Origin of the sequence: Pseudomonas sp. SIMBA_041 (assembly GCF_046535095.1) — a bacterium.
GTDB lineage: Bacteria > Pseudomonadota > Gammaproteobacteria > Pseudomonadales > Pseudomonadaceae > Aquipseudomonas > Aquipseudomonas mucoides.
In genome coordinates, this window is sequence record NZ_JAWRXJ010000005.1 from 438899 (window position 1) to 461420 (window position 22522).

15 protein-coding genes are annotated in these 22522 nt (G+C 59.1%); 6 read left to right on the forward strand and 9 right to left on the reverse strand.

Going from position 1 to position 22522, the window contains the following annotated elements; genetic code table 11:
- The first annotated feature begins 124 nt into the window (after positions 1-124).
- From SB725_RS14775 to SB725_RS14800, 6 genes are all read left to right on the forward strand, one after another.
- The gene (locus tag SB725_RS14775; protein WP_410922019.1) at positions 125-1408 is read left to right on the forward strand and encodes a Zn-dependent hydrolase; all 1284 of its coding nucleotides are present in this window, start codon (positions 125-127) and stop codon (positions 1406-1408) included.
- 397 nt (positions 1409-1805) lie between these two features.
- On the forward strand, positions 1806-7655 hold the full coding sequence (locus tag SB725_RS14780; RefSeq protein WP_410922098.1) for a DUF3320 domain-containing protein: 5850 nt from the start codon (positions 1806-1808) through the stop codon (positions 7653-7655).
- Positions 7656-7782: 127 nt separating this feature from the next.
- Positions 7783-8217, forward strand: coding sequence for a carboxymuconolactone decarboxylase family protein (locus tag SB725_RS14785; RefSeq protein WP_194939607.1), 435 nt, complete (start codon positions 7783-7785; stop codon positions 8215-8217).
- 3 nt (positions 8218-8220) lie between these two features.
- On the forward strand, positions 8221-9114 hold the full coding sequence (sigJ, locus tag SB725_RS14790) for an RNA polymerase sigma factor SigJ (RefSeq protein WP_410922020.1): 894 nt from the start codon (positions 8221-8223) through the stop codon (positions 9112-9114).
- Positions 9115-9251: 137 nt separating this feature from the next.
- Positions 9252-10748 (forward strand): PAS domain S-box protein, encoded by a 1497-nt coding sequence (locus SB725_RS14795; protein WP_410922022.1) that lies wholly within the window; start codon positions 9252-9254, stop codon positions 10746-10748.
- A gap of 198 nt (positions 10749-10946) precedes the next feature.
- On the forward strand, positions 10947-11198 hold the full coding sequence (locus SB725_RS14800) for a DUF1652 domain-containing protein (protein ID WP_027923319.1): 252 nt from the start codon (positions 10947-10949) through the stop codon (positions 11196-11198).
- Positions 11199-11672: 474 nt separating this feature from the next.
- On the opposite strand, the gene SB725_RS14805 is transcribed toward SB725_RS14800, so the two are convergent.
- The 9 genes from SB725_RS14805 to SB725_RS14845 form a co-directional block, all read right to left on the reverse strand.
- Positions 11673-12440 carry an SDR family oxidoreductase gene (locus SB725_RS14805; protein WP_027923320.1) on the reverse strand — a complete coding sequence of 256 codons (768 nt, stop codon included), beginning with the start codon at positions 12438-12440 and terminating at the stop codon, positions 11673-11675.
- Between the two features lie 44 nt (positions 12441-12484).
- Complete coding sequence (locus SB725_RS14810) at positions 12485-13552, reverse strand: phosphotransferase family protein (RefSeq protein ID WP_059180983.1); 1068 nt, start codon at positions 13550-13552, stop codon at positions 12485-12487.
- A 144-nt stretch (positions 13553-13696) separates the two neighbouring features.
- The gene (locus tag SB725_RS14815) at positions 13697-14662 is read right to left on the reverse strand and encodes a 2-hydroxyacid dehydrogenase (protein WP_027923322.1); all 966 of its coding nucleotides are present in this window, start codon (positions 14660-14662) and stop codon (positions 13697-13699) included.
- A gap of 103 nt (positions 14663-14765) precedes the next feature.
- Positions 14766-15365 (reverse strand): TetR/AcrR family transcriptional regulator, encoded by a 600-nt coding sequence (locus SB725_RS14820; RefSeq protein WP_194939605.1) that lies wholly within the window; start codon positions 15363-15365, stop codon positions 14766-14768.
- A gap of 30 nt (positions 15366-15395) precedes the next feature.
- Entirely contained in the window at positions 15396-15779 is a 384-nt protein-coding gene (locus SB725_RS14825; RefSeq protein WP_027923324.1) for a tautomerase family protein, read from the reverse strand.
- A gap of 298 nt (positions 15780-16077) precedes the next feature.
- The gene (locus SB725_RS14830) at positions 16078-16749 is read right to left on the reverse strand and encodes a DUF3313 domain-containing protein (protein ID WP_027923325.1); all 672 of its coding nucleotides are present in this window, start codon (positions 16747-16749) and stop codon (positions 16078-16080) included.
- Positions 16750-16795: 46 nt separating this feature from the next.
- Positions 16796-17722, reverse strand: a complete 927-nt coding sequence (locus tag SB725_RS14835) for a transporter (RefSeq protein WP_027923326.1) — start codon at positions 17720-17722, stop codon at positions 16796-16798.
- 17 nt (positions 17723-17739) lie between these two features.
- Positions 17740-18768: a DUF1254 domain-containing protein gene (locus SB725_RS14840; RefSeq protein WP_410922024.1), complete on the reverse strand. Its 1029-nt coding sequence runs from the start codon at positions 18766-18768 to the stop codon at positions 17740-17742.
- Between the two features lie 156 nt (positions 18769-18924).
- The gene (locus SB725_RS14845) at positions 18925-22473 is read right to left on the reverse strand and encodes an ATP-binding protein (protein ID WP_410922025.1); all 3549 of its coding nucleotides are present in this window, start codon (positions 22471-22473) and stop codon (positions 18925-18927) included.
- Positions 22474-22522: the final 49 nt, after the last annotated feature.

Here is a 22522-nt window from a genome sequence, read left to right on the forward strand (position 1 = left end):
CTCCCACAGGGTTTTTGTGAGCACTGAAAATTCCCTGTAGGAGCCAGGCTTGCCCGCGATGGCGGCCTTAAGAACACCCAGAAAATACCTGAATAACCTACAACAACTGCCTGAGGAGATCACCATGAACGCAGCCGTAGACGTTCTGCAATCCACCCATCAGCACATCAACCGCGACCGCCTGTGGCAATCCCTCATGGAGCTCGCCAAACTCGGCGCCACGGTCAAGGGCGGCGTCTGTCGCCTGGCCCTGACGGACCTCGACCGCCAGGCCCGCGACATTTTCGTCAACTGGTGTGAAGAGGCCGGCTGCACCGTCAGCGTCGACGCCGTCGGCAACATCTTCGCCCGCCGTCCGGGCCGCAACCCGAGCCTGCCACCAGTCATGACCGGCAGCCACATCGACACCCAGCCCACCGGCGGCAAGTTCGATGGCTGCTTCGGCGTGCTGGCCGGCGTCGAAGTGCTGCGTACCCTCAACGACCTGAACATCGAAACCGAAGCGCCGCTGGAAGTGGTGGTCTGGACCAATGAAGAAGGCTCGCGCTTCGCCCCGTGCATGATGGGCTCCGGGGTCTTCGCCGAAAAATTCACCCTCGAGGAAACCCTGGCCAAGGTCGACGCCGAAGGCATCACCGTGGGCCAGGCACTCAACGCCATTGGTTACGCCGGTCCGCGTCAGGTCAGCGGGCATGCGGTCGGCGCTTATTTTGAAGCCCACATCGAGCAAGGCCCGATCCTCGAAGACGAACACAAAACCATCGGCGTGGTGATGGGCGCGCTCGGCCAGAAGTGGTTTGACCTCAAACTGCGCGGCGTCGAAGCCCACGCCGGTCCGACCCCGATGCACCTGCGCAAGGATGCCCTGGTCGGTGCCGCCGTGATCGTCGGTGCGGTCAACCGCGCCGCGCTCGGCCACCAACCCCACGCCTGCGGAACCGTCGGCTGCCTGCAAGCCTACCCCGGCTCACGCAACGTCATCCCCGGCGAAGTACGCATGACCCTCGACTTCCGTCACCTGGAGCCGGCACGCCTGGACTCGATGATCGCCGAAGTCCGCCACGTCATCGAAACCACCTGCGATGAACACGGCCTGACCTTCGAACTCACCCCCACGGCAGACTTCCCGCCGCTGTACTTCGACCCAGGCTGCGTCGACGCGGTACGCAACGCCGCTCAAGGCCTGGGCTTGTCGCACATGGACATCGTCAGCGGAGCGGGGCACGACGCAATCTTCCTCGCCGAACTCGGTCCCGCCGGGATGATCTTCGTGCCGTGCGAAGGCGGCATCAGCCACAACGAAATCGAAAACGCCGCGCCGGATGATCTGGCGGCGGGGTGTGCGGTGTTGTTGCGGGCGATGCTGGCGGCGTCGGCGGCGATTGCCAGCGGGCAGTTGGTTAGGTAGCGGATTAACACTATTGATGTGTAACTGCTTCAGTTAAAGAAACGGCCAGGAGGCCGTTTTTTTAATTCGGGCGAACAAATAACGCGAAGAGATTTGTCGGAGCGTTGCAACACTCCGTTTTCAGCTGCGAATAAGTCGTAGAGATGAACGGTCAGGTTTGAATAAATAAACGCGATAGTCCCTAAATTTTTTACAACTGTTTGGTCGTACACTCGGCGCGAAAGCGTTCGCGATGTTGAGCTTTGTCATGAATGCGCCGCTTTTTGCGTTGCAATATTCGAAACCACAAGATTATCCAAAAAAGCAGTTTCAAAAAACCTTCATGTCGGTGAGTATGCCCGCTATTTGTGCATGTATTCATAGTTGTATCGTCAAGTTCACCATGGAGAAATGGTTTATGACCATCAAGATCGAGGCGGTGATAGCCAGCAAAATCGGCTTCGCTTCCCACCAAAATGCTGTGCCGGTTCTGCGAGAGCTGACGGTACACAACGACGGTGAGGCGGACTTCAACGATCTTGAACTGGAGCTTGTAGCGGATCCTCCCTTTCTCGAAGGTAAAATGTGGCGCTTGGACCGTCTGAGTAAAGGTTCGACGCTTCATATTACTGAGCGCAATTTGGCGCTGAATGCTGGCTATCTTGCCGACCTTGCAGAAAGTCTCGCTGCAACCGTGATTCTGCGTCTTCGCTGCAAAGATGCAACTCTCTTCAGCCAATCGTTTCCGATTGAGCTTTTAGCGAAAAATGAATGGGGCGGTGTTAATTCCATGCCGGAGTTGCTGCCCGCTTTTGTGATGCCAAATGACCCTGCGGTCGATCGAGTCCTGAAGTCTGCATCGGACGTTTTGCGCCGCGCTGGAAAGACGGATGGCATTGACGGATACGAAAGCAAATCTAGAACCAGGACGTGGGAGCTGGCCTCCGCCATATGGTCCGCTGTTTGCGGGCTAAGGTTGAGTTATGCGTTACCCCCCGCAAGCTTTGAAACCCATGGACAAAAGGTTCGAACGCCGGGCCTTATTCTGGAGGGAGGTATTGCGACGTGCCTGGATACGGCACTGCTTTTCGCAGCAGCTCTGGAGCAGGCAGGGCTAAATTCTCTACTGATACTGACCAAGGGGCACGCGTTTGTTGGTGTTTGGCTTCAGCCCCAAGAGTTCTCTCAGCTCATTACCGATGAAGTCTCCGCAGTACGCAAGCGTATCGACTTAAAAGAAGTGCTCGTTTTTGAAACTACGCTCGCAACCCAGTTTCCTGTGCCGAGCTTCAGTCAAGCGATAAGCAATGCAGAGAGGCAAATCAATGATGAAGACTTCATCATGGCCATTGATATACATCGGGCGCGTATGCAGCGCATCCGACCTTTGGCCTCCTCGGTATATCTGCCTAAGTCCAGTCCCGCAGAAGGGTCAGAAGAAGTATCAGAGTCTTTGGAAGCAGCACCTCCGTTGCCCGGCTTCGACATCGAGATTTCTACCGATGCAGATTCCCCTGCTGGAAAGTTAACGCTTTGGCAGCGCAAACTTCTAGATCTCACCACGCGCAACCGGCTCCTTCACTTGCCGGAAAGCGCAAAAGGTGTCCGACTGATTTGTCCTGATCCAGCGGAATTGGAGGATCAGCTCGCCAGCGGAAAGCGTATTCGTATCGTCCCTGTGCCAGATCTCGAAGCGGGAGGACGAGATGCTGCTCTGTATGAGCAACAAAACCGTGAAAGTTTGCGCGATGAGTATGCCAGGACGGCTCTATCTCGAGGCGAAGTACTTGCCACCCTCGAAAAGAGCAAGCTTGAAGTTGCGTTGATCGACCTCTATCGCAAAGCCCGGAGCGATCTTGATGAGGGGGGCGCAAACACGCTGTTTCTTGCTGTCGGCTTTCTAAAATGGAAAAAGTCGGCAGACGATCCTAAGACTTATTCTGCTCCCTTGATTTTACTACCGGTGAAGCTTGACCGTAAAAGCGCTTTGTCAGGCGTAACTATGACTCTGCTTGAGGATGAGCCTCGCTTTAACCTCACATTGCTCGAGCTATTGCGCCACGATTTTGAATTAGTCATTCCAGGGTTGGAAGGGGAGCTTCCGAGCGATGAGAGCGGTATCGATGTCGCAGGTATCTGGAATACCGTCAGACGCGCGATAAGGGATGTGCCGGGATTTGAAGTCACCACGGAGCTCGTGTTAGGGACTTTTTCCTTTGCGAAATACTTGATGTGGCAAGATCTTGCGGCCCGTTCCGAACAGCTTTTGAAAAGCCCTATGGTCAAGCACCTGTTGGAAAGGAGCATTGGTGGTGAAGGCTATTCGACTGCGGGTGACTTTCCTCAACCCAACGAACTAGATAAGAAGATCAACCCTGCTGATCTTTTTACGCCTTTACCTGCGGACTCTTCTCAATTGGCGGCCGTCGTTGCTTCGGCCAGTGGTTGTGACTTTGTACTCGACGGGCCTCCTGGCACTGGTAAATCCCAAACCATTGCAAACATGATTGCGCACAACCTTGCTCTCGGACGTAGGGTCTTGTTCGTCGCAGAGAAAATGGCGGCACTTGATGTGGTTTATCGTCGACTTGAGGAAAAGGGGTTAGGCGAATTCTGTCTTGAACTCCACTCAAGCAAGACGTCGAAAGTAGAAGTGCTCAAGCAACTCGAGCGAGCGTGGGACGTACGTGATGCGCTGACTGCTGGAGAGTGGGCAGTTGAAACTTCGAAGCTGCATAGGCTGAGAAATAGCCTTAATGAAGTTGTAGAGCTGTTGCATCGCCGTTCACCTAATGGGTGGTCTGTGCATCAGGCCATTGGCCTTGTTGTTAGGGATGGTAATGCCTCAATACCGCGTATTGGATGGCCAGAGGGCACAACTCACGACGTGCACACCTACACTCAGCTTCAGGATGTCGCTAGACGCCTTGATCTGAATAGCCAAGCTGCACGAGAGCTTTCTGCAGGTTTTTCACTTTTGGCTCCTACGGATTGGTCAAACGGATGGCAGGAGGCGATTGTCGCTGCAGCGAGCGATCTCCCTGGTGCTATCGAGCGACTTAAAGTAGCTAGCAGCAGTTTGCTGAAAGCCACCGACCTTCCACTTTCGGTTGCAAGTAGCGAGGATATCGAACAACTCGCGCAGTTTGTCGCTGTTCTGATTGATGCTCACGGCATTGATCTTTCATTCGCCTTTACGCTGAACGCGAGCGCGAAGATAGGTGCTGCCAAAAAAGCTGCTCAGCTACTCGTAGAATATCGTGAGATTGAACAGTCGCTGTCCCTGCGATATGCGCCAGACGCTTGTCGCACTATTAACCTTGAACAGGTCAAAAATGATTGGGATACGGCGAAGGCTAAATTCTGGTTCCTGGCTACTCTCGGTAAAAAGAAGGTAGCTAGAAATCTGGCAAGTACTGGAGGCGCCGTCGGACTCCCGAGCGTTGAGTCGGACCTGATCAAGCTCGACGAACTGCGTAACTTGCTTGCTTCTCTGGATGGCTTATCTGCAGATGTGAGTTCCGTGCCTGGATGGAGCGGCGTGTCCAGTGATACACCAATCATGGCTGCAGCCTGCGAGTTGGGCGAACGTCTGAGGACGATGATCAGCTCAAGAGCCGAGTCTCCCGAGGATCTGATTTCTTTACGCGGAGCTACTGAAAAGCTTGTCGTAAAAGCCAACGAGTTACTGGGCGGCGGCGGATTCATTGCTTCGGCATTGCATCAGTTAAAAGATGCACTCGTTTACTTCAATGAAACCACCAAACGATTCAACGAGTTGGGGAATCGGCCATTTGAGGCAAAACTGACAGTTGAATCTTTGCTGGAGGCTTCTAATGCAATCATCCGCCAGGAATCAAAGCTAAAAGCTTGGTGTGATTGGTGTCGAGTTAGAGAGGAGGCTGTGGCGTTAGGGCTTCAACCGTTAAGTGATGCGTTGGCGTCTAACGCCATACCCGAAGGTGGCACCGTCAATGCTTTCGAAACTGCCTACGCTCGTTGGTTTGCGACGGTGATGATTGATGCCGAGCCGTTGCTGCGAAACTTCGTACCTGCGGAGCACACAAGCGATATTGAGGCGTTTGTTCGTCTTGATGAAGATTTGTCCAAACTCACAGTGCGGTACATACGAGCGAAGCTATGTGGTTTGATTCCCTCGAAAAACGAGATTGGCAAACAGGGTGGCTTCGGCATTTTGAAGCACGAGTTGCAGAAGTCCCGACGCCACAAACCAGTGCGACAATTGGCTGTTGAGATGGGTGACGCCATGACCAAGCTTGCCCCTTGTATGCTCATGAGTCCGCTTTCGATTGCACAGTATCTACCGACGGACCTGGCTCTTTTCGATTTGGTTATTTTCGATGAGGCTTCGCAAATTGCGCCCTGGGATGCGATTGGTTCGATTGCAAGAGGCAAGCAGGTTGTGATTGCGGGTGACCCCCGTCAAATGCCCCCCACGAATTTCTTCAATCGTGCTGCCTCCGCGTCAGAGGATGATACGTCTGAGGACATGGAGAGCATTCTGGATGAGTGTCTCGGTGCGGGTATTCCAAGCCATAGCCTTAGCTGGCATTACCGTAGTCGCCATGAAAGTTTGATTGCATTTTCAAACCACCGTTACTACGACAGTAACTTGATTACTTTCCCAGCAGCGGAAACCCGCGCAAGCGCTGTGGAGTGGCGGCGTGTCAATGGTGTTTATGCGAAAGGTAAGGGTCGACACAATCAGGCTGAAGCTGAAGCTATCGTTACCGAAACCGTTAAGCGTTTGTTGGACCCAGCCTTTGTCGCTGCAGGTCATACTATCGGGATTATCACGCTTAACAGTGATCAGCAAAGACTTATTACCGACCTGTTGGACAGGGCGCGCCAGCAGTTTCCGCAGATTGAGCCGTTTTTCCAGGATGATATCGCCGAACCCGTCGTTGTAAAAAACCTGGAGACTGTGCAAGGCGATGAGCGAGATTTGATCATGTTGGGTATTGGGTACGGTCCCACCGAGCCCGGTGCTCAGGTCATGTCTATGAACTTTGGCCCCTTGAACAAAGAAGGTGGTTGGCGCCGATTGAATGTCGCGATTACGCGTGCGCGCAGGGAAATGTTGGTCTTTTCATCCTTCGATTCATCAATGGTCGACTTAAACCGTACCAATGCCCGGGCAGTACGCGATCTCAAGCACTTTATCGAATTTGCTCAACGTGGCCCAAGGGCGCTTGCTGAGGCTGTACAGGGGTCTGTAGGTGGCTATGATTCGCCATTTGAAGAGGCTGTTGCCCAAGGATTGAGGCGAAAGGGCTGGCAGGTAGTGCCTCAAATTGGTGTGTCTCGTTTCCGAATTGACTTGGGAATCGTCCATCCCGATAGACCGGGTGATTATCTCGTTGGTGTCGAATGCGATGGCGCAACTTATCACAGTGCAGCTACAGCGAGAGATCGTGACAAGGTTCGTAGTGCAATCCTTAAAGGACTGGGATGGAAACTGGTTCGGCTATGGTCCACCGAATGGTGGATTGATAAGTCTGGTGCGCTTGATCGATTGCACGCGTCACTCGAGACACTATTGAGTGAGTCGCGCGCAGTACCTGCGATAGCACAGTCTCAAGATCTACCTGTTCCCCATCTGGTACTGGTGCAGCCTCTGTCTGCAGTAACTACCGCTGATCAGGCTGATACGATTGTCAGTCCTTCTACGCAGGATCAGTTCGTTGATGAGACGGCAGAACTCAAGATTGCAGGCGCGTTTTTTGCTCCAGCCAAACCTGCAATGAAGGGAGAATATCGCCTCACAGACTTCACGATTGAGAGTCATCGGATTAACTCGGACGCTTTTTACTCTCAGGAGTATGACGTTGTACTTTCAGATTTGATTGCTCATGTGTTAGCGCAAGAAGCTCCAATTCTCGATTCGTTGTTGGTACAGCGGATTGCCAGAGCTCATGGTTTTCAGCGCTCTGGACGTCTGATCCGTGAACGGGTCTTGGATCTGACAGAGAAGAACCATCACCTGAGAAGCGACCCGGTCGACGGTCTATTCGTCTGGCATTCTGAAAGCGACGTCGCCGGCTGGAACAGTTATCGGATTGCAGGAGCGCTGGATGATGCCCGGTCCGTAGAAGAAATAGCATCTGAAGAGTTGCTAGTCGTCGCGTCATTGATTTCGGCAGGTGATAGACCGCTCGAAATCGCTAAGGCATTCGGTGTGAAGCGTTTGACGAGTGCTGCACGTGAGCGAATAGAGTTGGCAATGAAGTCAGTAATATCTTGCTAGGCCGCGATTGCCAGCGGTGAACTGGCGGCCTGAAACACCTGACGTGCGCTGAAAAAATCAGCGCACGTCACAAACCCCAATCCTCAATCGTCATCCTGTTGAACCCTTTAAACAGTGGAGCAACACGATGTCGTCCAACACTCAACCGGTCAACTTGCTGCAATCGATCCCACAGGTTTTCGAAAGCCTGACTCAGGTCCACGTCACCCTCGATAACCACGACCTGGCACCCACCCTCAAACACCTGATTCATCTGCGCGCTTCGCAGATCAACCAGTGTGGTTTCTGCGTGAAAATGCACACCCGCGAAGCCCGTGAGGCCAATGAACGCAACGAGCGTCTCGACCGCTTGATCGTCTGGCGCCACGTCAGTGATTTCAGCGCCGCCGAATGCGCTGCGCTGGCCTGGACCGAAGCCCTGACCGTGCTCGATGAAAAGACCGATTACGCCCGTTTGCGCGGTGACTTGCGTGAGCACTTCACTGACGCGCAGATCGGTGCCTTGACGGCCGAGATCGGCATGATCAACCTGTGGAACCGTTTGCAGGTGTCGAGGCACTGATCGATGAATTGCGCTGAAAACGCCGCCGCTGTGTTCGAGCAACGTCGGCCCTTTTTGCTCGGTCTGGCGTACCGCATTCTCGGCTCACGCGCTGAAGCCGAGGATGTCGTGCAAGAGCTGTTCATCAGATGGCTGGAGGCTGATCGGGCCTCCATTGCCACGCCGGCCGCCTGGCTCACCACAGCGTGCACCCGGCACTGCATTGATCTGCTGCGGTCGGCGCACAAGTCGCGGGTCGATTACATTGGCACCTGGCTGCCGGAACCGATTCACACCACCCATCAGGATTCACCCGAGCACATGCATGAACTGGCCTCGTCGCTGTCCACGGCGTTCCTGTTGTTGCTCGAACGGCTGACCCCCAAGGAGCGTGCGGCGTACCTGCTCTACGAAATATTCGACATGGATTACGCGCACGTCGCGGATGCGGTCGGGGTTCAGGAAGCGGCTTGTCGAAAACTGGTGTCCCGGGCCAAAACCAGCCTCGGCGCCGGGCACGCGCGCTACCAACCGGAGCCGATGCGTCAGGATCAACTGTTGAACGCTTTCCACAGCGCCATCGCCAGCGGCTCGACCACAGCGTTGACCGCGATGCTGAGCGAAGACGTCGAACTTTGTGCGGACAGTGGTGGCAAGGCCTCGGCCATCCGCGAAACCCTGCTGGGCATTACCCGCGTTGCTGATTTCATTGGCCAGTCGCTGCACGCCTATTGGCAGACCTGCGAATGGTTGCCGATGGAAATCAATGGGGCCCAAGGTGTGATCATCAAGGCTGACGGGGTTATCACAGCGTCAATGACCTTCGGTTTTGACGAGGCGGGGTGCGTGAGCCGGATTTTCATCATGCGTAATCCGGACAAGCTGGCGGGGTTACAGAATTGGTTGCACTTGCAATAACCGGCCCAACGGATACCTACAAAAACCTGTGGGAGCGAGCTTGCTCGCACACAGGTTCTTTGCACGATCCCGCTTCTGCGTGGTCGTAATCTTCACTGGGCGCCGTGCATGGGTGCCGCTAAATGTGTGGAGATCCAATGAGTCAGGACGTCCTGAGCACCGAAACCAATCGTCGCCAGTTGCAGCAGATTATTGCCGGTTTGTCCGACGGCGTGATTCTGCTGGAACTCGATCAGACGATCCTCTGGGCCAATGACGCCGCGCTGGCCATGCACGGTGTCGAGCAGATCAACGAACTGGGCGCCAATGCCCGGGAGTACGCCAAGCGCTTCGCCTTGCGCTATCGGAACAATCACCCGGTGCCGAAGGACAATTACCCGGTCAGCCGCGTCGCCCGGGGCGAAACGTTCAGCGATGTGCTGGTTGAAGTCAGTCCGACCGACGATGAAGAGCACATGTGGGTGCACCGGGTGCGCAGCTTGGTGGTGGCCGACAGCGCCGGTGAGCCGGAGTCGCTGGTGCTGATCATGGACGACGTCACCGAATGGGCCAGCGCCGAGCAGCGTTTCGAAAAGACCTTCAACGCGAACCCGGCCCCGGCGGTGATTTGTCGCCTCAGCGATTTGCGTTACATCAAGGTCAACGGCGGTTTCCTGGAGATGACCGGTTTTACCCGCGATCAGGTGATCGGCGTGTCGACTTATGAATTGGACATCCTCGAAGGCGCCGAAAAGAAAGACCTGGCCATCGAGCGTCTGCGCGAGCACGCCACGATTCCACAGATGCAGGCCGAGCTGCGCTTGGCTGACGGTGGCAGCAAACAGGTGATCGTTGCGGGGCAGCCGCTGGAGTTGAACGAAGAAGACTGCATGCTGTTTTCGTTCGTCGACATGGAGCCCCGGCACAAAGCCGAAATTGCCCTGCGCCAGAGCGAGGAGCGCTTCGCCAAGGCCTTTCGCCTGACACCGGTGCCGACGCTGGTGTGCAGCGCGCAGGATCAGGTGGTGATCGACGTGAACGAGGCCTTTCTCGACACCCTCGCGTATCCCAGCGAGGAAGTGCTCGGCAAGACGCTCGCTGAGATCGACTTCATCGACGACAAGACCGCGCGCACGCAGCTGTTTGCAGCGCTGGAGAAGGCCGGGAGCCTGGACCGCGTCGATGTCAGGATCCGCAAAAAAGACACGCTCCTGATTGACTGCACGATCTCGGCTGACACCGTGAATATTCAGGACAGTCCTTGTTACCTGCTGGTGTTGATGGACATCACCGAACGCAAACGCACCGAGCTTGAACTGGTCGCGGCGATCGAGGAGGTGATGAAAGACGCTTCCTGGTTCAGTCGTACGCTGATCGAAAAACTCGCCAACGTGAAAAGCGTCAACTCGCCGAAGTTACCCAGCGTGTCCTTCACCGACCTGACCGCTCGCGAGCGCGATGTACTCGGCCTGATCTGCGAGGGACTGGCCGACAAGGAGATCGCCGTGCGCCTGAAACTGGCGCTGAACACGGTGCGCAACCACGTATCGACGGTGTATTCCAAGCTTGGCGTTCACAGTCGCAGCGAGGCGATTGTCTGGTCCCGCGAGCGCGGACTGTTCTCCAGTGAATGGCGCCCCAAGGGCCAGCGCTAGGGTGCAAATGCACTAGTGGAGGCAGTGCAAATGGACGTGTTGGGACCAGACGCCAGTCCTTAGGCTGTAAGGGTGCGAAAAGGGGGCTTTGACCCCTTCGCGTCCTCTACGAAACAGCTCAAGGAATTGCCCTATGCGTCGCCCACTTAATTTCGTTTCTATCGACGAGGTTGCCAGCCAGCTTAAGGGGGAATCGCAATGATTTACCTGACGCAATTGCGTGCGCTGCTGGAGCAGCACTTTTCACCACGCGCCTGCGAATGCAGCGTGTCGGGAGACAACTCGGTGACGGTAAAGCTGTATCACCCGGAGTCGGGTGAGGTTGACCTGGTGGTCAGCGGGTTGAAGGTGTCGAGCCTAAATTCGCCGCAAGCGCTGGCGTCGCTGATTGAAGAGCTGCGTTACGAGTTGCAGAGCAATAGTTTGCATCACCCAGGCGAGAATCAATAAGAGCTGTCGTTTTTCGGGGTAAAAATCGGCTTGAGTGGCTTATTTGCTGGCATTGGCCGGTGACTGGGCTATAAGAAATGCGAGGGTAAAATTTTCTGTGACCGGTCCGCGACTTCGCGGTGTTGTCGTCGAGTCGCGGAAAACATCGATTACTTACCGCAGGTCAGCCTATGAACAGTCTTGGAAAACGTGCTTTTTCGCCGCTGTCGCTTGCCTTCTGCATTGCGATCCTCAGCGGCTGCTCCAGTCCACCGCCACCGCCGCCACCGTTACCCCCGGTAGAACGCCACTGCGAAACCATCGACAAGACCGAAGTGTTGGGTGATGCGAGAGCGGAGGGGGAAGTGAAGCGGATGACCACGACCACGCGCTGCATTACCCAATAGACCCCAAACACAGAACCTGTGGGAGCCGAGCTTGCTCCCACAGGGTTTGTAGTGTGCCAACCCTTAACAGGGTTGCTGACGAATCAAATCAGGACAAGTACCCACCGTCCACATTCAACGAAACCCCAGTGGTGTAGCTCGACGCCTCACTCGCCAGGTACAGCACCGCGCCGGCCATTTCACTCGGATCAGCAACACGCTTGAGCGGAATCTGCTGCAACGCGGTTTTCAGAATCGCATCGTTCTTGACCAGTGCCGAGGCAAACTTGGTGTCGGTCAGGCCTGGCAGCAGGGCGTTGCAGCGGATGCCGAACTGTGCGCATTCCTTGGCGAATACTTTGGTCATGTTGATCACGGCGGCCTTGGTCACCGAGTAGATGCCCTGGAAGATACCCGGCGAGACGCCGTTGATCGAGGCGACGTTGATGATGCTGCCGCCACCGTTTTCGCGCATGATTTTGCCGGCTTCCACCGACATGAAGAAGTAGCCGCGGATGTTGACGTCGACGGTTTTCTGGAAGGCGCTGAGGTCGGTGTCCAGCACGTTGCAGAACTGTGGGTTGGTCGCTGCGTTGTTGACCAGAATGTCGAGACGGCCGAACTGTTCCTTGATACCGGCGAAGACCTGGCTGATCTGCTCCATTTCACCGATGTGGCAAGCGACGGCGGTGGCTTTGCCGCCGGCGGCGATGATCGCGTCGGCCACATGCTGGCAACCGTCGAGCTTGCGGCTCGAGACGATGACGTGGGCGCCTTGCTGGGCCAGGAGTTTGGCGATGGCTTCACCGATGCCACGGCTGGCGCCGGAAACGAAAGCGATCTTGCCGTCGAGGTCGAACAACTGAGTCTTGGACATGGGGTTCTCTTATGGAAAGTCTTGTTATTGGGCCAGGCGCGTAATCAAAGGCTGGATTTCTGGATGACTTGCAGGCTCATTTGCTCCAGCAGTTTGTTCATGTGAATGAACTGCGCGAAGCGTTTGTCCTGGGTCTGACCATGGAAGAAGCGGTAGTAGATTTGCTGCACGATACCGGCCAGGCGGAACAGGCCGTAGGTGTAGTAGAAGTCGAAATTGTCGATCTGGATGCCCGAGCGTTCAGCGTAGTAGTCGACGAATTCACGGCGGGTCAGCATGCCCGGTGCATGGCTGGGCTGGCGGCGCATCAGTTGCACCGGTGCCGGGTCGCTGGCTTCGATCCAGTAGGCGAGGGTGTTGCCCAGATCCATCAGCGGGTCGCCGAGTGTGGTCAGTTCCCAGTCGAGCACACCGATGATCTGCATCGGGTTTTGCGGGTCGAGGATCACGTTGTCGAAGCGATAGTCGTTGTGGACGATGCTGGACGTCGGGTGATCGGCCGGCATTTTGTCGTTGAGCCACGCTTTGACCACGTCCCACTGTGGCGCGTCCGGGGTCAGGGCTTTCTCGTAACGATCACTCCAGCCTTTGATCTGGCGGGCGACATAGCCTTCGGGTTTGCCGAGATCACCCAGGCCGTAGGCGTTGTAGTCGACACGGTGCAGTTCAACGAACTTGTCGATGAAGCTTTTGCACAGGGCCTCGGTTTTTGCCGAATCCAGACCCAGTTCCGGCGGCAGTTCGGAGCGCAGGATGATCCCGTTGACCCGTTCCATCACATAGAACTCGGCGCCGATCACCGATTCGTCGGTGCAGTGCACGTAGGCTTTGGGGCAATACGGGAAGCCGTCCTTGAGCTGGTTGAGAATGCGGAATTCACGGCCCATGTCGTGGGCGGACTTGGCCTTGTGGCCAAATGGCGGCCGACGCAGGACAAATTCCTGTTCGGGGTATTCCAGCAGGTACGTCAGGTTCGATGCGCCGCCGGGAAACTGGCTGATCTGCGGCAAACCACTGAGGCCCGGAATGTGTGCCTTGAGGTACGGATCGATCAGGCTGGCATCAAGTTCTTCGCCAGAGCGGATACGGGTGGACTGGTCAGTAAGCGCCATGCTTATCCCTTCTGGTTATTTTGGAGGCCTGCGACTATTGGCTAATCTAATCCGCGCACCCGGCACCCACAACCATGAACGGCCCTTATAGGTGAGCGTGTTGCCGGGCAATCATTGCTTTTGATACACCTGTTTGAATGAACTTCAAATCGCAGCGCTGCTCAGCGATGACGGCAGTTCGATGGGGGTCAAGACCGGGTGGCCGGAGAAGAACGCCATCAGATTGCGTCCCACCAGTTCGACAGTGCCTTGAGTCGCCTCCGGGGACAAACCCGCCACATGAGGCGTCAGGATCACGTTGGCCAGCGACTTGAGCGCCTCCGGCACATGCGGTTCGGCATCGAACACGTCCAGCGCGGCCCCGGCAATGCGTCGTTGTTCAAGCGCACTGATCAGGTCGGTGCTGACGATCACGCTGGCGCGGGCGATGTTGACGAGGAACCCGTTGGGCCCCAAGGCGTCGAGGACTGGCTTGTTGATCAAATGTCGAGTGCCTATGCCGCCAGGGGTCGCGATGATCAGGAAATCCGAGGTGCGCGCCAGTTCGGTGGGCGTTGAGCAGAAGGTGTACGGCACATCGCTGCGATGCTGGCGGTTGTGGTAACTGACCGTCATGTCGAAGCCATTGGCGGCGCGTTTGGCGATGGCCATGCCGACGGCGCCGAGGCCCAGGATGCCCAGGCGCTTGCCGGCCAGGGAAGGGCGCATGATCTTCGGCCACTCACCACGACGCACTGCCGCATCACAGCGGGGGATGTCACGCACCAGCGCGAGCAGCATGGCCATGGCGTGGTCGGCGACTGATGAGGCATTGACGCCGGCACCGTTGGTCACCGTGATGCCGCGGTCAGCGGCGGCCTGCAGGTCGACGTGTTCGTACCCGGCACCGATGACGCAAATAATCTTGAGATTGGGCAGGGCGGCGATTTCATCGGCGTAAAGACCCAGCGGGCCGCGTGTCAGCACAGCATCGATCTGCGCTCCATGACGGCTGATGGCCGCCGCGCGTTCGGCGGGTGTGGGGGCAAGAATCAGGTGAAAACCCTGATGTTCGAGAATCGGCAAGTAATCATTGATGGTTTCAACCAGTACCAGAACGGTTGCAGGCATGTTGCGCTCCTGTGGGCATCGAAATTGTCGGGGCTCGAACGTTGCTTCAGATTGCGGACTCCCGAACAGTTTAGCAACGGCCAACAGTCGCACACGCGGATGTTCAGTTTGATGAACCTTTTGACGTCAGAAAGGTGCGGGCGGCGTCGAGAATTTCATCCGATACGGCCTCACCGCGGGTGGCGCGGGCGAGGGTCAGGGCGCCCACCATCAGCGAGTACTCCACCAGTGCCTGTTGCCGATCGGCATCGACATCGCCCGAATCGAGCAGCGAACCATAGGCTTTCAGCAGCCGGTTGAGCCCCTCCATGAAGGTCTGGCGCAAACCACTGTCGGCCGCTTCGTGGCACATGTCCCCGGCAAAAGCCGCCACCGGGCAACTGTCACCCGGGTTGTCGCGGCTGGCTGGCGACAGGTAAGGCTCGATCAGCGCACGACGGGCGGCGTCCTTGTCGTCGACATGGGCGGCGATCCGTTCCCGCCAGCGTTCAGCCGATTGCTCGAACGCCCGACCACTGGCTTCCTGCGCCAATGCCTCCTTGGACTCGAAATGCCCATAGAAGCCGCCATGGGTCAGGCCTGCGGCGCCCATGACGTCGACGACACTGATGCCGTGTACGCCTCGCTCGCGAAACAGCCGCGTGGCGGCCTCGACGATGATTTCGCGGTTGAGGTCGGCTTGCTTGCGGGAAACTCGCGGCATCAGTGGCTCACAGGTATGAAAGGTGGGGAATCAAAGGGCGTATTGGGCAATCCCGTTGCCGAACGACCAGTTCTCTTTTTTAACTTCCACCAGATTGATGAACACATCCTCCAGGCGTACCGCCAGCTCGCGATTCAGGCTCTCGGCGATGGTTTTGTAGAGCAGCTTTTTCTTCTCGTCCGTCCGGCCTTCGCTCAGCGTGATCTGGATGATCACCAGATTGTCGGTGCGGTTGATGCCCAGGTATCCAGGGTCGAAGATGAAATGGTGTTCATCGTGTTCCGTCAGGATCTGGAAGTTATCGTTCTCCGGTACGGCAATGGCGCTGTGCATGGCCGCGTAAATCAGCTGGCCGACGCGTTTGGCGAAGGTAGGGTCTTGGTGTTTTTTGATGTCGACACGAACCAGTGGCATGGGATGTCTCCAGAAAAAAGGCCGGTCAGTTAAAAATACATGACGGAGGTCCTTTATCAAGTCAAAGCTGTCATCTGGCGATGAAACATCCACAGGCTTGGCGTTGTTGGCATGTCGAGGTCGCCGGCCTGCTTGTTGGGTCTCGGCGCCTGGCGCCACTCGCCTCAAACACCGGCCGTGCGCCCCTCGACTTGCGGCGAGGGACCTTCGGCGTTTTGATCCATAAAAAGACCGTCCCGTGAACGGGAACGGTCAACACGAAGCGGTTCTACTATGGTGCGGGCGGTGCAGTTTGGACTCAGCGCTGCCTGAGCATCTGCAGGGAGCGCGTCATGTCGACCGCCCAGCCGTCCAGCACGGCCTTGACGTCCTGGGCGTGCATCGTCTGGGCATCGTTCTCCAGGTCCTTGCCGGTGCCTTTGCGCACCACTTCGGCGACCGTGCGCCGACTACCGCCGTCGAGGAATGCCGCCTCGCTGGCCAGGCGGGTTTGCTGGTCGCGAATGCCGGTGGCGCTACTCACCTGGGCGGCCACGAACATCAGTGGCAGGTATTCGTACGGGCGCAGGTCCTTGTCCGAGGCTTCGACGGCGGTGATCGCGGGGCGCACCACCAGGGTGCCCGGCCCTGGCTGGGCGGCCAGCGGCAGGACCTTGGCGAGTTCGCGCTGCAGCGCCTGGTCATAGTAGCGGGTGATGTCCCGCAGCGTGTCCTGCGAAATCTTCTCGCTGGGCGGCGGTTGCGGGTAGAGCCGGCTCGGCTCGATGTAGACGCTGGTATAGCGCTTCGCGTCGAGGCCGTCGTCGAGCCAGTACAGCACCTCCGTGCCGGACGCCGACTTGCCCTGTTTCAGCACGCTGTAGTCCTTGAGGAACCCCGAATACTGCTCGGGCTCGACGTACTTGCTGGCGCAGCCGGAGAGGGCGAGGGCGGCCACACAGAGTGAGGCCGCCAGACACTTCGATTTCATGGTGTTGCTCCTTGGGGGCGATTACGGAAGGGCGTTGCGGGGTGGCTCAGAACAGCACCGAGAGGACGATGCGGCCGAGCCAGCCATCGACGCCATCCTCGTTACGTTCCACGGCCTCGCCATAGGTCATCTTCAGCGAGCTGGTGCGGTTGAGGTTGACGCCGGCGGTCACGCCGAGCGACAGCGAGCGCTGCTGGTTATCGTCGTCGACACCATCGGTGCGGGTTTCGCCGCCGCGCCAGAACAGCGCGTCGGCGGACGCCCAAAAGGCTGGGCCGAAGTTGTGGGTGAGGTGCGCCTCGCCACCGTATAAGGGCTTCTGGCTACTGCGGTCGGCGCCGTAGGGCGAGTCGTTGTCGCCATAGACAATAACCGCTGGTAGCAGCTCGAAGGTGGTCAACGACGGATCGAGATAGGACTCGCCCAGGGCATAGGACGTCGGCAGGCCCAGCTCGAGGGCATAGCGGTGGGTGCCGAGATTCACCGCCTTGTGCGAGTCGTACTCGCCGGTGGGCAGGAACAGCTTGCCGAGTACGCCCAGGGAGAAGCCCGGCCGTTGTTGGACGTACTGCTCCGGCGTCAGCGCAGGCGAACCGATCAGGCCGTAGGCAATGCCCAATTGCGCATCGCCCAGGCCCTTGCTGGTGCTCGTGATGTCTTGCCCAGGCAGCTTGACCGTCGCCTTTACCTCACCGTACGGGAGCACGCCGAACAGCGCCGTTGCATGGCCGCCCACATCGAATACCTCGGTGTACTGGACGACGCCCACCTGCACGTCGACATCGCTGCCGCGGATCACCGATCCGGGCATGGTGGACTGGTTGCCATGGGTGACGATGCCGTAGGCGGTGAGCATCTGCGTACCTACGGGGGCGAGCTGATAGGCGCGGGCGCCGTCGTCAGCGGCGTGGGCCGCGGCGAGCGGGAACAGCAGCGACAGGCTCAGCAAAGCGATCTTGGTGTGCGGATACATGCGTTTTCCCGGAGCCGTCACAGCTGCGATTTGGCAGCGGGGAAGGTCCAGCGACCGTCGAGGATCTCCGCGCGCGGCCGGTACAGGCGCACCACGTAGTTCCAGCCGGGTGTCACCGCCAGGCAGTTCGCCGTGGAGGGTTCGCAACCGCCGAACTGCACGGTGACGACGCCATTGGCGTCCTTGCGCGCGGTCAGGTTGTTCAGCGACACCGCGCCGGGGCCGTTCTTCTCGAAGTAGCCGGCGCCGTTGTACACGCTGATCGACCAGAAACCGTCTACCGGCACGTCGCGGACCCTCAGGCGGTGCACGGTGTGTCCGTCGTTGCGTTGGGGATAGACACTGACGTATTTCGCCGCGTACTCGGGGTTGCCGCCCCAGCCGGTGGCGGTGCCCAGCAGGTGGGCAATGGGGTTCACCTGCTCGCGCGTGCCGAAGCGCACGCCGTCGCCGCCAAGGGCGCTCAACGTGTTCAGCGCGTCACGCACCTTGTCCTGCGAGGCACTGTCCCAATGGGCTGGCTCGTATTGTCCCTTGCCGGCCTGGCGGACACTGATCGCGTCTTGCAGCTTCTGCGCGGCACGGATGTCGTTCTGGTCTTCGGGATTGGCGAGGGTCCGCACGATCACGTAGACGTAGCGTGTGCCTACCTGGTCGCGATTGTAGGTATGCGGGCCGGGGGTATAGGTGACGTCGGTGACGTAGTGGTCCTGGGAGAACACCTGCATCGACATGAAGCGCTGGCCGGCGTCGGGCAGGGAAAGGGTGACGGGCCCGGCATCCAGGTCGAACACGCCCGAGGAGTAGAGGGTGTCGCGGTTCATGCGCACCACGGTCTGCTTGTCCTGCGGCGTGGGTTCGCGGTCGTGCAGCAACCGGCCGAAGCCGCCTTCGCGGACGGTCTTGGCGAAATACTGATCCGTTTCGGCACGGATGAAGTTGAGGGCAGTGACTTTGGTCGGGGTTTCGCCGGCCTGTACAAGAGGGGCGCCCAGGCCGAGCACGAGGCTTGCGGCGAGGAGGGTGCGACGAGAGGGAAACCGCATGAATCGCTCCGTGAAGATTGGCGGAATAAAGCACGCGAGTTTGAGAAGCGCCAGATCGCCAAACAACTCCGCAGCGGACAAAAAGTTGACCCGGAGGGTGGCGTCAGGAATTCCCCGAGGCGGCCTCGGTAATCCCTGTGCCAGCCACCCCGCAGGTCAATTGCCGACGCTGGATTCGAGCGCCTGCAGCGCCTCGCACAGTTGCCGGAAGCTATCCTCGACGGTGTCGAACGAGGGCGTCTCGGAACGGCTCTCGCGCTCCAGTGCCTCGCAGCATTCGACGATGGTGCTTGCCGCGATCATCTGCGCAGGCCCCTTGATCCGGTGCGCGAGATCGGAGATGGCGGGCAAGTCGCGCTGCTCGATGCGCGCCTGCAGCGCGAGCAGGTCGGCTCGGCTGGTCTGCGCCATGGACTGCACCAGCGCACGCATGAGTTCGGCATCGTAGTTGGCGAAGGCAGGCTTGGGCGCGGGTGAGGGGGGCGAAGGCTCGGCGGGGAGCAGGCGGGCCAGGCAGTCCTGCAGGTCGTCCAGACTCAGCGGCTTGAACAGGCAGGCATCCATGCCGGCGGCCAGGCATTTCTCGATTTCCTCCTGCTGCGCATTGGCGGTGTAGGCGACGATGGGGCAGCGCGGCGTGCCCGTCTCCGCTTCCCGTGCACGGACCTGCCGGGCTAAGTCGTAGCCATTCAGGTTGGGCATGTTGCAGTCGGTGATGATCAGGTCGACCGCGGCGCCATCAAGCACTGCCAGCGCGGCGTAGCCGTCTTCGGCCTCCAGGAGCGAGTGGCCCATGTGCTGTAGTTGCTGGGTGACCAGCAGCCGATTGGTCGGGTGGTCGTCGACCACCAGCACGCGCAACGGTCTGGCGGGGCCGGTCCGGAGGCTGGCCTGGGGAGCCGCCGTTGCTTCAATCTGCGCATCCGTGGCCAGGGGCAGCGGCAGCTCCAGGTGTACGACGGTGCCCTCGCCCAGGGTGCTTTCCAGGTACAACTGGCCGCCCATCATTTCGCTGATGGAGCGGCAGATCGACAGTCCCAGCCCGGTTCCGCCGCGCGCCGCATGGCCCGGGGCGACGACCTGGGTGAAAGGGGCGAACAGGCGGTCCTGATCGGCGGCGCTGATGCCGATGCCGCTATCGCGCACGCTCAGGTGCAGCAGGATCGCGTCCTGTCCTGCGGGGCGGGTACTGGCGCTGATGCCGACGCTGCCTTCGTCGGTGAACTTGATGGCGTTGCTCAGCAGGTTGGAAAGCACCTGCTTGAAGCGCAGCGCATCGACGGACACGCAGCGGCGCACGCTGTCGTCCAGCGCCAGGTCCAGTTGCAGGCCCTTCTGCTTGGTCAGCCCGTCGAAGACCCGGACCACCGAGAGGATCAGTTCGCCGAGGTGTTCCGCCGCGGGTTTCAGGGTCATGTTGCCGGCCTCGATCTTGGAGATGTCGAGGATGTCGCCAATCAGTTCGAGCAGGCCGTGGGAGGAGTCGTAGGCCACCTCGATCGCCTTGCGGTCGGTCTGGCCGGCATCCAGCTTGCGTAACGCCAGTTCGAGCATGCCGATGATGGCGTTCATCGGCGTACGGATCTCGTGGCTCATGGTCGCCAGGAAGGTGCTCTTCACCCGGCTGGCCTGGTCGGCCTGTTCCTTGGCCGAGCGCAGCGCGTCGACCAGACGCAGGCGCTCGCTGATATCGATCAGGCCGCCGATGATGCCGCGGATCTCGCCTTCGGCATTGCGGTATGGGTGGATCCAGTGGAAGAGGTGGTGGACGGCGCCATTCACGTGCAGTTCACGGTCGCTCTCCTGGGCCGCCCCGCTGGCGATCACCTGTTCGTACTCACGCTCGAGCATCCGCTGCTCTTCGGCGGGCAGCGTGGTGATCGCCCGGGTGGGTTGGCCGATCACCTGTTCCCGGGACATCTGAGTGAGCTCCAGGAGCTTGTCGTTGCAGCTCAGCAGGTTGCCGTCGCGGTCGCGGACATACACCGGCTGGGGAATGCCGTTGATCAGCGACTGCTTGAACGCCAACTGCTCGGCCAGCGCCGCCTCGGCCCGTTCGCGCTGGCGGATCTGTCGGCGCAGGTAGATGGCCCAGAGCAGGGTGAGGGCGAGGAAGGCTGCCGATGCGATCAGCATCTGCAGGAACAGCGGCTTGTAGCGTTGCCAGGTGGTTTCCGTCTGCGCGGCGTTGGTACGCCAGCGGGTGGCGAGGGTATTGATCTCGTTGGGCGGAACCTGCAGCAGGACCTGGTCCAGGACGCCGATCAGGGTCGGGTCCGGGCTGGCGAAGGCGAGCAGGGCATCGGGCGCATCGACCAGCCCGCCGATACGCAGATTCGGGCTGTTGAGGACATTGAGCAGGTACTGGGCCGTGGTGATGCCGGCGACGGTGAGGTCGGCATCGCCGGCAGCCACCGCTCGCAGCGACTCGCGCAGGCTGTCGGTACCGACCAGTTGCAGATCCGGATGACGGGTGTGGAAGAAGGCTTCCAGCGGGTGGCCGCGAGACAGCGCCAGGCGCCGTGGCGTGCTGCCGTCCGAGTCTCCATCGGTGCGGCCGATGTAGACATAGGCGCCGGCGACGAACGGGTGGGTGTAGTGCAGGCCGGGTATGTGGCTGGTAGGCGAGGTGACGACCAGTTGGGTCTTGCCAGTCGCCAGGTCCTGGGTCATCTCGCTGGTTTGGGTATGCCGGCGCAGCTCGAATCGGATGCCGGTCTGCGACGTGGCTATGTTCAGCAGGTCGGCCACCAGGCCGCTGTAGCGGCCGTACTCGTCGTAAAAGGAAATGGGCGGCAAGTCCTCGACGGCGCCGAAGACGATCGATGGGTGGCGGGCCAGCCAGTTCGTCTGCAACGAGGTGAGGTGCAACTGGGTATCCGCGCCGAAGTCCACGCCGCCGATCCAGCGCCGGGCAATTTCCTCACGGCGGTCCTCGGTGATGCCGGCCAGGACAGCGTTGATTGCATGCAGCAACAGGCCGTCATCGTCGCGCACGGCGAAACCGATGCCGCGCAGCGGAGGTATCCGGTAGGCCAGCGGACGAATGTAGTTGTAGTAGCTGCGATTGATCACGTAGCCGGCGCTCAGTGAATTGCCAAAGTACAGGTCCAGGTTGCCGAACGCGACGGCGGCGATGGCCTGTTCATCGGTCTTGAAGAAATGCAGGTTGGCCCCGGGGAACAGCTGCTTCGCCTGGTCGGGGGGCAGGTAGCCGGCCCTCATCGCGATGGAGACGCCCACCAGGCGATCGAGCTGGCGCAGCTCGTTGGTGCGATTGAAGAGGTGGGGGCTGTCCTGGCTGTAGGCGTCGCTGAGCCGGGCCCGGTGGCCGGCGACCTGCTCGGGCGTGATGGTGCTGAGCAGGTCGATCTCGCGCCCGGACAGTGCCGCGAAGGCGTCTTCGAGACTGTCGAACGGGCGTATCTTCACCTCGACGCCCAGGGTGTCCTTCACGATGGCCAGGTAGTCCGCCGACAGGCCTTCGTAGGCCCGCCCGTCGGTGGTGATGTCGAAGGGGCGGAAATCCGGCCGGACCACGCCGACGACGATCCGTTGCCGGGCGGACATGAGTTGCAGGGTCAGCGGATCGTTCAGCGCAAGGCGGTAGTGCGTGCGGGCCAGCAGTTCGAGTTCGTCGGCGCCGGCGAGGCTGGCGGCAAGGGCGACGGCGAGGAACAGAAGTGGGCGAAACAGTCGTTTCATCGTCAGTCCTACAGGCGAGCGAGTGGGAGGCTGTCGTCCGAGGCCATCG